The 15,909-nt window shown below is 50.9% G+C and carries 8 protein-coding genes; 6 read left to right on the top strand and 2 right to left on the bottom strand.

Annotation, left to right across the window (positions count from 1 at the left end; genetic code table 11):
• Nucleotides 1–17: 17 nt before the first annotated feature.
• A complete protein-coding gene (gene rpsO / locus MJZ26_06180; GenBank protein MCQ2105360.1) occupies nt 18–290 on the bottom strand; it encodes a 30S ribosomal protein S15 in 273 nt (90 codons plus the stop codon).
• 328 nt (nt 291–618) lie between these two features.
• Between rpsO and MJZ26_06175 the strand changes: the two genes are divergently transcribed.
• The 5 genes from MJZ26_06175 (at nt 619) to MJZ26_06155 (ending at nt 11,090) form a co-directional block, all read left to right on the top strand.
• Nucleotides 619–2,889 carry a carbohydrate-binding protein gene (locus MJZ26_06175; protein ID MCQ2105359.1) on the top strand — a complete coding sequence of 757 codons (2,271 nt, stop codon included), beginning with the start codon at nt 619–621 and terminating at the stop codon, nt 2,887–2,889.
• Between the two features lie 189 nt (nt 2,890–3,078).
• The gene (locus MJZ26_06170; GenBank protein ID MCQ2105358.1) at nt 3,079–5,418 is read left to right on the top strand and encodes a carbohydrate-binding protein; all 2,340 of its coding nucleotides are present in this window, start codon (nt 3,079–3,081) and stop codon (nt 5,416–5,418) included.
• 244 nt (nt 5,419–5,662) lie between these two features.
• Nucleotides 5,663–7,939: a carbohydrate-binding protein gene (locus tag MJZ26_06165; protein MCQ2105357.1), complete on the top strand. Its 2,277-nt coding sequence runs from the start codon at nt 5,663–5,665 to the stop codon at nt 7,937–7,939.
• A 93-nt stretch (nt 7,940–8,032) separates the two neighbouring features.
• The gene (gene ispG, locus MJZ26_06160) at nt 8,033–9,775 is read left to right on the top strand and encodes a (E)-4-hydroxy-3-methylbut-2-enyl-diphosphate synthase (protein MCQ2105356.1); all 1,743 of its coding nucleotides are present in this window, start codon (nt 8,033–8,035) and stop codon (nt 9,773–9,775) included.
• 148 nt (nt 9,776–9,923) lie between these two features.
• Entirely contained in the window at nt 9,924–11,090 is a 1,167-nt protein-coding gene (locus MJZ26_06155) for a phosphoglycerate dehydrogenase (protein MCQ2105355.1), read from the top strand.
• 143 nt (nt 11,091–11,233) lie between these two features.
• Here MJZ26_06155 and MJZ26_06150 read toward each other — a convergent pair whose 3' ends face one another.
• The gene (locus tag MJZ26_06150; protein ID MCQ2105354.1) at nt 11,234–13,006 is read right to left on the bottom strand and encodes a long-chain fatty acid--CoA ligase; all 1,773 of its coding nucleotides are present in this window, start codon (nt 13,004–13,006) and stop codon (nt 11,234–11,236) included.
• 310 nt (nt 13,007–13,316) lie between these two features.
• Here MJZ26_06150 and MJZ26_06145 point away from each other — a divergent pair, with 310 nt between their 5' ends.
• A complete protein-coding gene (locus tag MJZ26_06145; protein ID MCQ2105353.1) occupies nt 13,317–15,791 on the top strand; it encodes a T9SS type A sorting domain-containing protein in 2,475 nt (824 codons plus the stop codon).
• The last annotated feature ends 118 nt before the right edge of the window (nt 15,792–15,909 follow it).

Raw genomic sequence — 15,909 nt, 5'->3', positions numbered from 1 at the left:
TTAAATCTCCAGTTGTATTAGCCGCGGAGACCGAGTTCCTTGATGAGAGCGCGCTGAGCGACGATGTCCTTTTCGCCGTAGTACTTGAGGAGGTTCTTGCGCTTTGCAACCATCATGGCCAGACCACGCAGGGAGTGATGGTCCTTCTTGTGCTGCTTGGCGTGTTCAGTGAGGTTCTTGATCTTTTCGGTCAAGAGAGCGATCTGAACGCGGACGTTACCGGTGTCCTTTTCGTTTGCGCCAAACTTAGCGGTGATTTCTGCAGCCTTTTCTTTAGTAATAGTAGCCATTTTACTACCTGTTCCTTTTGGTTTGTTTGTTTTACTTAGTTACACGTTTGCACCCGAGTATTCTACTTGCACTCCCAGTGGAATAAACTGGTCGGGAATACCAAGGTGAAATGACGCTTGGATAAAGATAGGATAAAGTTTAGAGGTTAAAGGTTAAAGAATTGAAAAAGGGGGGTAAAATTTGTGTGTTTTTAAGAAAAGTGAACAAATGTTTACTATTTCGCCTTGGATAATTCGTCCACGGTATTTATTTGTGGTACCATGTTTGCAGGTAAAAAAATGGAATACATTTATGCTAGTGTATGGAATGTGCAATATGGAGTGTCACATGATTAATATTAAAAAGACTGTATTTGGATTGAGCATGCTTGCTGCTGCCGCTATGGCAGAAAATCCGATTTCCTCTTATCACTACCTTGCAGACCCCTCTGCAGCTTCTGATGGCGATACCTTCTACATTCTGACTGATACCGATGATATGTGCGTAAGTGACAATCCGTTTGCTTATAATATTATCGGTCTGTATGCTTTCAGTTCCAAGGATATGGTGAACTGGACTGACCATGGTCTGATTTTCCAGTCTAAGCGCGAATTCGGCACTTATCCGGGTAACACCTGGGCCTCGGGCATTGCCGTTCGTAATGGTCGCCCCTTCATCGTATATCCTGATGGCGCAAGCGGCGTGGGCATGATTACCGCTCCCAGCATCGACGGCCCCTATACCGACCCCATCAAGGAAGCTTATGGCGTAAACTACATTGCTGCCAACTGGGGTAGCAGCTTCCTCGGTAACTGTGACGATATTGACCACTGCTTTGACCCGGGCATCTTCTTTGACGACGATGGTTCCGGCTATGTGATTTTCGGCGGTGGTTCTACCTCCTCCGTAAAGCGTCCCATCGGTAACAACTTTGACATTATCAAGTTCAGCGAAAACAATGGTAAGGTGACCTTGGATAAGAGTTCCCTGAAGAGAATTTCTGCTGAAAAGTCCTTTGAAGCTCCTTACATCCACAAGCATGGCGACTGGTATTACATCAGCTTCAATAATAGCGGTCAGGAAATTGGCTACGGTATGTCTAAGAATCCTGCAGGTCCTTACTCCTATAAGGGTATTGCCATTGGTGCTGTGTGGCAGATTAACGACTGTGAAACTCATAGCTGCGATGGCGGTAACAACCACCAGGGCTTTGCTGATTTCAAGGGCGAGACTTACGCAGTCTATCATGACCGTCGCCTTGTCCGTGCGAAGGAACATCCCGCTTCCCTGGGCATCGTCGATCCGGAACCGGGTAACCACCGTAGCGTAAGTATTGATAAAATTACCTATGCTGCTGATGGTACCATGAACAAGCTGGTGTTTACCAAGGAAGGCCCCAAGCAGGTTGGTAAGTTTGATCCGTTCAATACCTACAAGGCTCTCACCAGTTCCAAGCAGCGTAACGTCCGCAGCCGTACCGACTGGACCAAGGGCCAGGCCGTAAAGCATGTGCTCACTCCGCTTGCTACAAAGGAATCCTGGATTCGCGTGACTGGCGTAGACTTCGGCAATGGTGCTGAAAATCTCCGTATCAAGGCTGCTAGCGTTGGTGACAACAACAAGGTTGAAATCCACAAGGGCAGCGTCACCGGTACTCTGGCTGGTACCTGCACCCTGGCAAAGACCAGCGGCTGGAACGATTACAAGGATAATGACTGTGCCATGTCCGGCCTCGCAGGCGTTGTGGACCAGCTGTTCTTCGTATTCAAGGGTGCCAAGGACTCCACCATGGGCCTTCTGGAATGGGAATTCCAGGGTACCAAGCGTGAACCTGAACCGCAGACCCCGTTTGGCGGCAAGGCCTGGGCAATCCCCGGCACTATTCAGATGGAAAACTTTGACGAACCGGGCTACGGTGCTGGCAACGATTCCTACTTCGACAACGACGAAGAAAATCATGGCGACAGCGACCTCCGTAAGGGTACCGGTGTTGATCTGTACAAGAAGAGCAACAATCGCGTAGTTGTTGGTTACAACCAGAAGGACGAATGGCTGGAATACACCGTGAACGTCACCAAGGCTGGCGACTACACCATGTTCGCCGCAGTGGCTTCCGCTAATGCTACTTCCGGCTTCAAGCTTTCTCTTGACGGCAAGGATATTACCGAAAGCATCGCAGTTCCTGCCGCTAAGGAAGGTGAGGAAAACTACGACGACTATAACAAGGTCTCTGCCAACGTTACCCTGCCTGCAGGCGAACATATCCTTCGCTTCACCGTAACTGGCGACTGGATGGACATTGACTACATCAACTTTGTGGCTGGTAAGGATGCCGAAGATTCTGAACCTCTTCCGGGTGAAGAAACCGAGGTAAATCCTGGCGAAGAATCTTCTGATCCGACTGCAATTGCCGGCAAGATGCAGATGGATGTTTCCAACCAGGCAGACTACGACATTTTCGACCTGAAGGGCAATGTGCTGGCCTCCGAAAAGGCTTCCAGCATGTCCGAAGCTTCCGCAATGTGGCAAAAGACTGCTGCCGACAAGAAACTGCAGGGCCTCTTCCTGATTCGTAACCGTGCAAATGGTATGGTGACCCGGGTTCGCGCAATCCAGTAAAAATTCTTCATAAGTACACGTCAAAATGCTCCAAAAGGGACTCCTTTTGGGGCATTTTTTGTTTTTTGGGCAATTTGGGGTGTGGATATATTGTCCATGACAAGTGAGGAACGGCCCGGTGCAAGTTCCAAATTGGAAGGTAGTTTTAGGTGTATAACTTGGATGGTGTGCCAAGTAAAAGGAGTATGTATGAGATTTTTGGGCTCGGCATTGAAAAAATGCTATGCTTTGGGTTTGATGGCCGGTTTTGGCGTGGGTGCCTTGGCTTACAACCCGATTTCCACCTATCATTACCTGGCTGACCCGGGTGCAGCCGCCGATGATGAATACTTCTATATCATCACGGACTCTGACGATCCGGCTGCATATAACGCCACCGGCTATAACATTAAGGCTCTTTACGGTTTCCGTTCTAAGGATATGCAGAACTGGACCGACTTCGGTATTATCTATGATGCTCGCCAGGTGAGCGGTATCAACGATATTTGGGCTGCAGGCATTGCGGCTGACCCCAAGACGGGTAAACTCTACATCGTGTTCCCCGATGGCGGTGGCGGCGGTATCGGCTACATCAAGGCCGACAGCATGGCCGGTCCTTGGTCCAATGCGGTGGGCCGCGGCTCCGACAAGCTTGTGGGCGGTCGTAACGGCCTTATCGGTTGCGATGGCGTGTCCTGGTGCTTTGACCCGGGTATTTTCATCGATGACGATGGTACTACCTATGTTACCTGGGGTGGCGGCGAAAGCACTAGCCGTCCTAATACCGATAACTTTGACGTTGTGAAGCTGAACGATGCCAAGGATGCCCCGGTGGGTAACGGCACTCACGTGAAGGTGAATGGCCTTTCTACCCGTAAGATGCTGGAAGCCTCCTACATCCATAAGCACAAGGGTACTTACTACTTCTCTTACAGTACTGGCTGGCAGCAGGGTGCACCTACCATCGACTATGGCATGGGCTCTAGCCCTACGGGCCCCTTTACCTGGAAGGGTACAATCCTTGGTGACCCCAGCATGAATGGCAAGAGCATTAACGGCAACAACAACCATCACGGTATTGCCGAATTCAAGGGCCATTCCTACGTAGTTTACCACGACCGCCGTATTGCCAAGGGCCACGACGGCCTGGAAATCATTCCTGCCGATGACGGTAAACCCAATCCGGATCCGGGATATCATCGCAGCGTTTCTGTGGACGAAATGTTCTACAACGCCGACGGCACCATTAAGCAGGTGGTCTGCACCAACGAAGGTCCTAAGCAGATTGAAAACTTCGATCCCTACGATTGGTATCCGGCTCTCACCAGCTCCAAGCAGAAGGGTGTCCGTAGCCGTTCTCTCTATGCTCCGGGCAAGGTTTCCGGTAGCCTCCTGCTTCCGCTGGCTAGCCGTAGCGAATCCTGGATTCGTGTTTCTGGTGTAGATTTCGGTAAGGGTGCAACAGGCTTCACCGTAGAAGCTGCAAGCACTGCCGACAACAACAAGATTGAAATCCGCAAGGGTTCTGCAACGGGTACCTTGGCTGGCACCTGTACCCTCAAGAAGACCGGTTCCAAGAACACCTTCGCAGAAACTTCCTGCGATGTAGATGGCCTCTCCGGCATTGTGGAACAGCTGTTCCTGGTGTTCAAGGGTTCTCAGGACTCCACCATGGCTATCAAGGGCTGGGGTTTCGAAGGTAGCGGCAAGACTCCTCCGGAACCGCAGAAGGCCTTCAATGATGGCAACAAGCCGTGGGCAATTCCTGGCACCATCCAGATGGAAGACTTCGACATTCCGGGCACTGGCCGCGGCGATGAATACGCTTCCTTCAGTGATAACGATGCAGAAAACCACGGCGACAGCGATTACCGCAAGGATACCGGCGTTGATCTGTACAAGAAGTCCAACAACCGCGTTGTTGTGGGCTACAACCAGAAGGACGAATGGCTGGAATACACCGTGAATGTTGCCGCCGATGGCGACTACACCATGTATGCCGCTGTTGCTTCTGCTAACTCGACTTCCGGCTTTAAGCTTTCCATGGATGGCAAGGACATTACCGAGTCTATTGCAGTTCCTGCAGCAACAGCTGGCGAAGAGAATTACGATGACTACAACAAGGTTAGTGCCGACGTAAAGCTTACCAAGGGTGAACACGTCCTTCGCTTTACTGTCACCGGCGATTGGATGGACATCGACTACATCAACTTCGTGAACAAGGGCGAAAAGGATCCGGATCCCATTGTGAAGGACCCGGAAGAAACTCCGACTGATCCTTCCGATCCCGCAGTTGATCCCGTTGATCCTGAAGATCCCTCTGAACCTGATGGCATTATTGGACACAAGATGAACCTTGGTACCCTTGGAGTATCCCACTTCGACGTGTTTGACTTCAACGGTTCCAAGCTTGGTTCTGTAAATGCTCGTTCTCAGGCTGAGGCTACTGCCTTGTGGCAGAAGGCTGCAGCAGCAAAGAGCTTGCAGGGAATCTTCCTGATTCGCAACCGTTCCAATGGTAAGGTCAGCCGTGTTCGCGTCGTTGACTAGCCTCAAACGCAAAAAGTCTCCATAAATACACATCCAAAAAACGTTTCCGGATAGTCGGGAACGTTTTTTTTTGTTAAGGGTAGACCGGCCTTCGAAATGACGTTTTTATTGAAAAAAACGACAATTCTGTTAAATGGTTGTGGATATTTTGTCCATAGGAAGTGTGGCGTTGGCAAGTCTTTTGCCTGTTTTTATGGATAATTTATAGACAGATAAATGGGATTGACTCGTATAAGGAGTGTCTATGAAGTCTCTTTCCTCAACATTGAAAAAGTGCTACGCCTTGGGTTTGATGGCTGGCTTTGGCTTAAGCGCCATGGCTTATAACCCGATTTCTACCTATCATTATCTGGCCGACCCCGGTGCTGCTGCCGATGATGAGTATTTCTACATCATTACCGACTCCGATGACCCGGCCGCCTATGACGCAAACGGTTATTCTATCAAGGCCCTCTATGCCTTCCGTTCCAAGGATATGCAGAACTGGACCGACTTCGGTATCATCTACGATGCCCGCCAGGTAAACGGCATTGGCGATATCTGGGCATCCGGCATTGCCAAGAATCCTAATGATGGCCGCCTGTACATTGTGTTCCCCGATGGCGGTGGTGGCGGTATCGGCCTTATCGGTGCCGACAGCATTGCCGGCCCCTGGACAAACCCCCTTCCCAACAACAAGAAATTGATCAACAACTGGGGCGGTGGCTTTGCTGACTGTGATGGCATTGGCTGGTGCTTTGACCCGGCTATCTTCTACGATACCGACGGCACAGGCTATTTCACCTTTGGCGGTGGTAGCAGCGATTCCCGTCCTGCAGCCGACAATAACAACAACATCTTCAATATCTACAAGCTGAACAAGGATATGAAGGGCTTCGATACAAGGCCGACCCAGCTGAAGATTGGCGGTCCCAAGGCTATGGAAGCTTCCTATATCCATAAGTACAAAGACAACTACTACTTGTCTTACAGTACTGCAGACTTGCGCATTGCATACGGTATGTCCAAGAGCCCCACAGGTCCTTACACCTATAAGGGCATCTTTATGGGCAACCCCAATATCAATGGCCAGAACATCAATGCCAACAACAATAACCATCATGGTATTGCCGAATTCAAGGGCCACTGGTACGTTGTCTATCATGATCGTCGTATTGCTAATGGTTACGATGGCCTTGAAAAGATTCCTGCCGATGATGGTAAGCCGAATCCGGTTCCCGCATTCCATCGTAGCGTAAGCGTGGATGAATTTACCTATGCTGCCGATGGTTCCATGAATAGCTTGACGTTCACAAAGGAAGGCCCCAAGCAGATTGAAAACTTTGACCCCTACGATTGGTATCCGGCTCTCACCAGTTCCAAGCAGAAGGGTATCCGCAGCCGCTCCAACTGGGCTCCGGGCAAGGTGGCTGAACATCTGTTGCTTCCGCTTTCCACCAAGGAATCCTGGATCCGCGTCAGCGGCGTGGACTTTGGCAAGGGTGCAACTGGCTTTACTGTAGAAGCCGCAAGCACTGCAGATAACAACAAGATTGAAATCCACAAGGGCTCTGCAACGGGTACGCTGGCAGGAACCTGTACTCTCAAGAAGACCAGCAGCAAGGGAACCTTTGCGGAAAACTCTTGTGAAGTAGATGGCCTTTCCGGCATTGTGGAACAGCTGTTCCTTGTGTTCAAGGGCTCCCAGGATTCCACTATGGCTATCAAGGGCTGGGGCTTCGAAGGTAGTGGCAAGACTCCTCCGGAACCGCAGAAACCCTTTGGTGGCAAGGCCTGGGCAATTCCTGGCAAGATCCAGATGGAAGACTTTGATGAACCGGGCACTGGCCGTGGCGAAGAATATGCTTCCTACAACGAAAATGATGCAGAAAACCATGGCGATAGCGATTACCGCAAGGATACCGGTGTCGATCTGTACAAGAAGTCCAATGACCGTGTAGTCGTGGGCTACATCCAGAAGGATGAATGGCTTGAATATACGGTGAATGTGGCTGAAACTGGTTCCTATACCATGTTTGCCGCGGTGGCTTCTGACGGTGGCTCCAGCTTCAAGCTGTCCATGGATGGCAAGGACATTACCGAAGATATCGCAGTGCCTGCAGCCAAGAAGGAAGAAGGTGCCGAACAGAACTTTGACGACTACAACAAGGTCTCTGCTACTGTGAACCTGACCAAGGGCGAACATGTCCTTCGCTTCACTGCAACGGCAGACTGGTTCGATATCGACTACATCAACTTCGCAGCAGGCGAAAACGCCAATGATGATGAACCCCTTCCTGGCGACGAACCTTCTGCTGATCCTGCTGATTCTACCGGTACCATTGGCATTGCAATGCAGCAGAAGCTCGCCCTCGATGGCAAGACCACCTACAAGGTCTTCAACATGAACGGTGTGGTTCTGGGTTCTGTTAGCTTCAAGGGCTCTGCAGCCTCCGCTGCACTCTCCGAGGCAGGCTTCCAGCCGGGCATTTACATGCTCCGCAGTGGTAGCAAGAGCTTCATGGTCAAGACCACCAAGTAACTACAACCTCCATATTCAAAAAACGCTCCGAGAAATCGGGGCGTTTTTGTTTTGGAGTGAATCCGAAATATGCTGATTTCCTATATTTTGGGTATGACAAAGTTTTCTGAATTTCCGTATGTTGCAGACCGCTTTAACGCAGTCCGTAGAGAAACTGTACAGGTTCGCGTAGGCGACGCATTGATCGGGGGCGGTGCCCCCATTTTAGTTCAGTCCATGACCACCACCAAGCCTAAGGACGTGGAAAAGACCGTCCAGGAAACCTTGGATCTTGCCAAGGTGGGTTGTGGCTTGGTGCGTATTACCACTCCGACCTTTGCTGATGCCGCTGGCCTTGAAGAGGTCATGAAGCGTGTCCGCGCAGCCGGCTGCAAGATTCCGGTATCTGCAGACATTCACTTCCAGCCCAAGGCTGCCTTTGAAGCTCTCAAGTGGGTAGAGAAGGTCCGCATCAATCCGGGTAACTTCGTGGATACTGGTATCCTTACCTTGGAACAGCAGACCGACGCCATGTTCGATGAAGGCAAGGAAAAGGTTGCCGAACAGTTTACCCCGTTCGTTCAGGAAGCCAAGCGCCTTGGCCGCGCCATCCGTATTGGCGTGAACCACGGTTCTCTCAGCGCCCGTATGATTTACCGCTATGGCGACACCGTGGAAGGCATGGTGGAAAGCGCCATCGAATACCTGGCTGTCTGCGAAGCTGAACATTTCGACCAGGTGGTCCTGTCCCTTAAGTCCAGCAATCCTCGTGTGGCAATTGCCGCCTACCGTATGCTGGCTGCACGTATCAAGCAGGAAGGCTTCAAGCCTTATCCGTTCCACGTTGGCGTGACGGAAGCTGGCGCTGGCGCCGATGGTCGTATGAAGTCTGCTGCCGGTATCGGAGCTCTCCTGCTGGATGGCCTTGCAGATACTATCCGCGTTTCTTTGACCGAAGATCCTGTGGCCGAAGTCCCTGTGGCTCACGATCTGATCAAGGCCTGCGCTCTGCCCGCAGCACCGGTAAGCTATGCGGTTCCTATTTTTGAAAAGGATCCCTACCACTATGAACGTCGTGAAACTACACCTGTGGTTTTGAATGGTGTAGAAATTGGCGGTAGCGCTCCTGTGAAGGTGGGCGTCAAGGCTGACGCAGTAAGCCTCACCGGCGAACGTCGCTCTGCAGAATTCGCTGTGGCCGACCTGAAGTCTAAGCCTGTCGTTGAATTTAAGGACTCCATGGACATTGCTGGCTTTGCCGCAAATCCTGCTTCCGTTCCTGCAGGCTCTGTCTTCTGCTATACTGGCAAGGAAATGGTCATGGGTGTTCGCGCCATGGCTTCCGCTCTTGCTGCCGCAGGTCGCAAGGATCCCATCCTGCTTTACGCAAATATTACTGACTCCGATAACGACATGCTTCGCGTGTCCGCTGATATCGGAAGCCTGGTTACCGACGGTCTCGGTGATGCTGTCGTCATCGAAGGTTACAAGAGTGCCAAGGATTCCGTGCTTCTGGCATTCGATATTCTCCAGGCAGCCTACTGCCGTCGCAGTAAGACCAACTTTATCAGCTGCCCCAGCTGCGGCCGTACCCTCTACAACATCCAGGAAGTCATGGGCAAGATCAAGGCCCGCTTCGGTCACCTGTCCGATATCTCCATCGGCATCATGGGTTGTATCGTAAACGGCCCTGGTGAAATGGCAGACGCCGACTTCGGTTACGTGGGTGGCGGTCCGGGCCGCATTACCTTGTTCGAAGGCAAGACTGCGGTGAAGAAGAACATCCCCGAAGAAGACGCCATCGAAGAATTGGTGGCCCTTATCAAGGAACGTGGCCGCTGGGTGGATCCTGCATAATCGCTTTGCGATTGTGCCGAAATGAACAATGAAAAATGAATGATTAACAATTGGAAAAAATGGCGGCGCAGCCGCGAAACTAAAAATTGTTCATTGTTAATTGTTAACTGTTAATTTTTAACATAAACTAAATAAGGAATAACAAATCATGGCAACTATTAAGACTATGAACAACATTTCCAAGAAGGGTCTCGACCTGTTTGGAAAGTACTATCAGGTTTCTGATACCATCGAAAATCCGGATGCAATCCTGGTGCGTTCTGCTCAGGTTGATACCGACAACTTCGATGGCCTTCTGGCTGTGGCTCGCGCCGGTGCTGGTGTTAACAACATCACCATCGACAAGGCTTCCGCTAAGGGTGTCTGCGTGTTCAATACTCCGGGTGCAAATGCAAACGCTGTTGCAGAACTGGTGATGACTGTTCTCGGTATGGCTGTTCGTAATGTTGCTCAGGCTGCTAACTGGGTTAAGGCTCTCGACCTGAACGACCCGGATATGGCTAAGACTGTTGAAAGCGGCAAGAAGAAGTTCGCAGGTTCCGAACTGGCTGGCAAGACCCTCGGTGTTATCGGCCTCGGCAAGATCGGCGTTCTCGTTGCTAACTATGCTCGTTGGAAGAACATGCGCGTTATCGCTTACGAACCGTATCCTAACGCTCTCAACATGCACGAACTTTCCAACAAGGTTGAAATTGCTGATCTCGACACCGTGATTGCAAATTCTGACTTCCTCACCGTTCATGTTCCGTTCATCAAGGGTGTTACTGAAAACCTCCTGAACCGTAAGAACCTGGCTAACTTCAAGGGCTCTCATATCTTGAACTTCGCCCGTAACGGCCTGGTGGAAATGGACCCGGTTTACGAAATGCTGGCTAACGGTACCCTCCAGGGTTACCTCAGCGACTTCCCGGATGCAAAGCAGATCCAGAACGACAAAATCATGTGCTTCCCGCACCTCGGCGCTTCTACCGAAGAAGCTGAAGAAAACTGTGCAGTCATGGCTGTTGAACAGCTGAAGGACTACATCGAATACGGTTGCGTTCGTAACTCCGTCAACTTCCCGGCCTTGAACGACAAGCCCCACATGGGCGTCAAGAGCCGCGTTGTCGTGATCAACGAAGACGTTCCCAACATGATCGCTGAAATCACCAAGGTGATCGGCGAAGCTGGCATCAACATCGCTTCCTTCTCCAACAAGAGCAACGGCAAGATCGGTTACAACCTGATCGACTCCGAAGCTACCATCGGTGACGAAGTGATTGAATTGCTGAAGAAGCTCCCGAAGGTCATCAAGGTCCGCGTAATCCACTTCTAAGTTGTGAGTCCGGTCGGCTTCGCCTCCCTATGAGGAACGAGCCGGCCTACGGCCTTTGAACAAAATATATCGCCATAGGCGCAAAAATGAAAAATCCGACGAGTTCAACTCGCCGGATTTTTCTTTAACCTTAAACCTTTAACCTACTTGTACATTTCCTCGATGACAGAGGCGTACTTTTCTTCGGCAGCCTTGCGGCGGATCTTGAGGGTGGGAGTCAACAGGCCGGATTCAACGGTGAGGTTATCGCCAATGAGAGTCCACTTGCGGATTTGTTCCCAATGGTTCAGCTTCTTGTTGATGCGGGTGATGTGACGAGAAATCGCTTCGTTGATGCGCTTGGATTCCATAGCGCGGTCGATGTCGAAATCGTCCTTGGTGCGCTGCAGGAAACGTCTTGCGTTGATCGGGTTCAAGAAGACGAGTACGGAAGCGAACTTGCGGTCGTTGGCGATGACAAGAGCCTGTTCCACCAGCGGGTGGCGGCTAATCTCAACCTCAATGGGGTTGGGGCTTACGTATTTGCCTGTACTTGTCTTCAGAAGTTCCTTGATGCGTCCGGTGATGATCAGGCGGCCTTCGTCATCAAAGGTGCCCTGGTCACCGGTCTTGAAATAACCGTCTTCGGTGAAAATCTCCTTGTTCAGGTCGGGTGCGTTGTGATAACCCTTGAATACGCTGTCGCCCTTGGCTAGAATTTCGTTGTTCTCGCCGATTTTTACATCCAGGTAGGAGAGGGGGAAGCCTACGCTACCGGGGCGAACTCTCTTGGGGTCGTTGACGCAAAGCACGGGGGAGCATTCCGTAAGGCCGTAGCCTTCGCAGACTGTAATGCCTACGTTCAGCAGGAAGCGGCAAATTGACTTGTTCAAGGCGCCGCCGCCGGAAACGATAATGCGGAATCTTCCGCCAATGGCTTCGCGCATCTTGCTGTAGACCAACTTGTCGTAAATTCTCTTGCCGATGCTGGGGCGCTTCAGAGGGTCCTCGATCTTCGCAAGCTTGATGGCTCTGTTCAATAGCCAGCGCTTGGGACCGTGGAACTGATCTGCCGCTGCGGTCATGCTTTCGTAGACGCGTTCCAAAATGCGGGGCACCACCATCATGGCGGTGGGGCGAACTTCCTTCATCAGGAGAGCAGTGTTCTTCGGAGTGTCTGCGAAGTACAGCTTTGTGCCGTTCAGAATAAAGAAGTAGACAGTCATGCGTTCAAGAACATGTGCTACCGGCAGGACGACTAGGCCTACGTCAGTAGCGCGGTTCAGCTGGAGAATGTCTCGCCTAATAGTCTGGACCTGAACCAGCATGTTTCTGTGTGACAGCTCGGCGCCCTTGGGGCGGCCGGTAGAGCCGCTGGTATAGATGATGCTGAAAAGATCATCCGGCTCGATGGAATCCAGCTGGTTCTGGATCCACATGGTGGATTCGGGGTCCTTGGAAAGCTCGCGGCCTTCGCGGATCAGGTCGTCCCAGTAAACGCCGTTGTCCGGGCAGCTGGAGTCAGGGTCGATGCAGATGACAGCCTTGAAGCGGGAGAGGGATTCCTGCAGGGCGGGGTCCAGTTCGCTAACGTTGTTCAGAAGCAGAATCTGGACGTCGGAATCGTCGCACTGGAAGTTGAAATTCTCGGAGGAGATGTTTGGGAACAGGGGGACTACGCGGGCGTGATTCAGCTGAGATGCGATGTCCGTCATGATCCACTCGGGGCAGCTGTTTGCCACGATACCGATACTTTGGTTGGCCTTGATACCGCGCTGTCTAAAGGCTAGGGCCAAAAAACGGGTCTGGTCCCTGAGCTGCTGTCTGGAAAAATGAACCCATTGTTCGTGTTTACGGTGATTCCATCCTTCAAAATCCTCTCGCTCGCAGTTTGCAAAAAATAGATGGGCGAGAGACTGGTATTTCAGCGGCTCCATTACAAGCTCCTTAAAAAATCTCTTTATAGGGCTAAAAGTAGATTAGTAAAGCGAAAAAAGGCGTTTTTTTGTGAAAAAAACGAAAAAATGAGAGAAAGAAGCGCGTTATACCCCTTCAAAACAGGAGTTGTTCAGAGTTTCTTCTACGTCTTTGTATAAAAATTGAGAACATCGTTTTGCTAAAAATGTTAAAAATTGATAAAAACTATTGCTTTTTGAATTTTTGTGATGTATATTTTGTGAAAAGATTTGAGAACAATGGTAGGAAGCCTACTTAAATCGAAAAATGTGTGTTTAAAAAGGGATGGATATGAAAAACTCTAAAATCGTTGCCGGAATGAGCCTTGGGCTCTCTCTCCTTGCCGGAATGGCATCCGCCGCCGTTACCGTGAACTCTGCCGAAGGCTGGCTTGAATCCGCCTTTGTTGAATGGGCTCCGGTAAGTGGTGCAACCAGCTACAACGTCTATGCCGATGGCAAAAAGATCGACAACCAGCTGATCCGCAGTTATGGTTCCTATATGCGTGCCGATGTGCCGGGCCTCAAGGCGGGTTCTCACACCCTTAAGGTGGAGGCCAGCAATGGTGAAGTCTCTGCAGAAAAGACGGTGACGGTTCTGGCTCACGATCGCGCCGGTTTTGCCTTTAGCAACAACCGCGTTCCTGGCGCCTACAATGCCGACGGTACTCTTAAGAGCGGCGCCGTGGTGCTTTACATTTCCGAAAATACCAAGGACAAGGTCACCATGGACGTGACCACCTCTTCCAAGGGCACAACTACGACCTGCAAGAGTTTCCAGGGGATTCTCAACTGCATGAAGAAAGGTTACGAAACCCGACCGGTTGACTTCCGCTTTATTGGCAACGTAACGGATTCCGATTCCCTGGTGCAGGGCGACATGCTTATTGACCTGGGTAGTTCCGACAATTCCTATGTGACGGTCGAAGGTATCGGTACAGATGCCGTGGCTAACGGTTGGGGCATCCGCATCAAGAATGCCCAGAACGTGGAAGTCCGCAACATGGGTATCATGAACGTGAATAGCTCCGAAGGCGACAACGTGGGCCTTCAGCAGAACGACCAGTACGTATGGGTTCATAACAACGATTTCTTCTATGGCGATGCAGGTTCCGACAAGGACCAGGTGAAGGGCGATGGCGCCCTGGACTGCAAGAAGTCCACCTACATTACCTTCAGCTACAACCACTTCTTCGATAACGGCAAGTCCAACTTGCTCGGTCTTTCCGAAGGTACGACCGAGGGGCTCTACATTACCTATCACCACAACTGGTACGATCATTCCGATAGCCGTCATCCTCGTGTACGCTTCTATAGCGCTCACGTCTATAACAACTACTACGATGGCAATGCCAAGTATGGTATTGGTTCTACTCTCGGTTCCTCCATTTTTGCAGAAGCAAATTACTTCCGTAACTGCAAGTACCCCATGCTTACCTCCATGCAGGGTAGCGACGTCTATGCCGGTACCGAAAAGCGTGATCCTGCCAACTACGGTACCTTCAGCAAGGAAGCCGGCGGTTCCATCAAAGCCTTCAACAACTACATCGAGGGCGGAACCTTTATTCCCTATGGAGCAAGCAAGTATACATTGAAGGGTGTTGAAACAGCAATTGGTGCGATTGATTCCAAGAAAGATTTTGACGCCTACGTTGTAACAAGCCGTACCCAGGAAATGCCTGCGACCGTTACTTCCTATGACGGGGCAAATAAGCACAACAACTTTGACTTGAACTTGCCCTATAAGTACTCTGTAGACGCTCCTGCCGTTGCAAAAACCAACGTGATGACCTATGCAGGCCGTATCAAGGGCGGTGACTTCAAGTGGACTTTCAACAACGCCGTCGATGACGAAAAGTATGAGGTGGATGAAAAGTTGAAGGCTGCCCTCGTCGCCTACAAGGGAACTCTCAAGAGCATCCAGGGCGATGGCGACATCAAGCCCATTGAAACGCCTGTGGTGTCCAGTAGCTCTGTAGCATCTTCTTCTAGTTCAGTAGCCTCCTCTTCTAGCGTAAATTCCTCCAGTTCCAGCAGCTCCAAGCCGGCGTCCTCCAGCAGTGTCGTTGTTCCCGAAGATGGCTCGGCAACTCTTACCAAGCATGGCTCCGGCAGTGCGAACCAGGCTGTGGCCCAGGGCGCTGCTGTAACGGAATTCTATTACACTGTGGCCGGTGCAACAGGTGCAACCGTTACCGGCTTGCCCGAAGGTCTCAAGGGCGAAATGAGAGGCTCTAACTTCTACATTACAGGTACTGTTTCCTCCACAGCAAAAGTCGGTGAGTACAAGTACACTGTGAAAACAAACCGCGGCGATAGCGGTGACGTAACAAAATCCGGTGTCATTACGGTAACCTCTGGTGGCTCGACTCCTGCCGAGGAATCTAGCTCTAGCGAAACTCCAGCAAGTTCCAGCTCCAGCGAAAAGGTGGATTCCTCCAGTAGTTCCAATGTAAATGGCGACTCCAGCAGTTCTTCCGAAGAAGGCGAAGACGACGGTTCCGAGGCTGACGATGATGCGGCTATCGTTGCTTCAAGTAAGGCTTCCGCTCAGGTTATTCGCTATAATTCTCGTGACTGCCGCCTGGAAATTTCCGGAGATGTCCGCCGCCTTGACATAGTCCGCATGGATGGCCGCAAGGTGAACGTTGCTCAAGTTCCTACGTCTGCAACAAGTGTTGATTTGAACAGCTTGCAGCCGGGTGTGTACTTGGTCCGGGCTGTAATTGACGGTCAGGTGTTCTTGCAGAAAATCTTCAAGAAATAAAGACGAAAAATTCGGTATAATCTCTCTCGGTAATAATTCCCTTTGGACAATTCCAGAGGGATTTTTACTGTAAAAACTTGTTTGCATAATGCCGTTTAAAGGGGCTGGAAAAATGTAT

Origin of the sequence: Fibrobacter sp., from assembly GCA_024398965.1 — a bacterium.
Lineage (GTDB): Bacteria > Fibrobacterota > Fibrobacteria > Fibrobacterales > Fibrobacteraceae > Fibrobacter.
The sequence above is the reverse complement of the archived record's forward strand: the minus strand, read 5'-3'. Positions and strand labels throughout refer to the sequence as shown.

Bases quoted from the DNA above. Each gene is read 5' to 3' on its own strand.
- rpsO (MCQ2105360.1), bottom strand. From the start codon at position 290: ATGGCTACTATTACTAAAGAAAAGGCTGCAGAAATCACCGCTAAGTTT.
- MJZ26_06175 (MCQ2105359.1), top strand. From the start codon at position 619: ATGATTAATATTAAAAAGACTGTATTTGGATTGAGCATGCTTGCTGCT.
- MJZ26_06170 (MCQ2105358.1), top strand. From the start codon at position 3,079: ATGAGATTTTTGGGCTCGGCATTGAAAAAATGCTATGCTTTGGGTTTG.
- MJZ26_06165 (MCQ2105357.1), top strand. From the start codon at position 5,663: ATGAAGTCTCTTTCCTCAACATTGAAAAAGTGCTACGCCTTGGGTTTG.
- ispG (MCQ2105356.1), top strand. From the start codon at position 8,033: ATGACAAAGTTTTCTGAATTTCCGTATGTTGCAGACCGCTTTAACGCA.
- MJZ26_06155 (MCQ2105355.1), top strand. From the start codon at position 9,924: ATGGCAACTATTAAGACTATGAACAACATTTCCAAGAAGGGTCTCGAC.
- MJZ26_06150 (MCQ2105354.1), bottom strand. From the start codon at position 13,006: ATGGAGCCGCTGAAATACCAGTCTCTCGCCCATCTATTTTTTGCAAAC.
- MJZ26_06145 (MCQ2105353.1), top strand. From the start codon at position 13,317: ATGAAAAACTCTAAAATCGTTGCCGGAATGAGCCTTGGGCTCTCTCTC.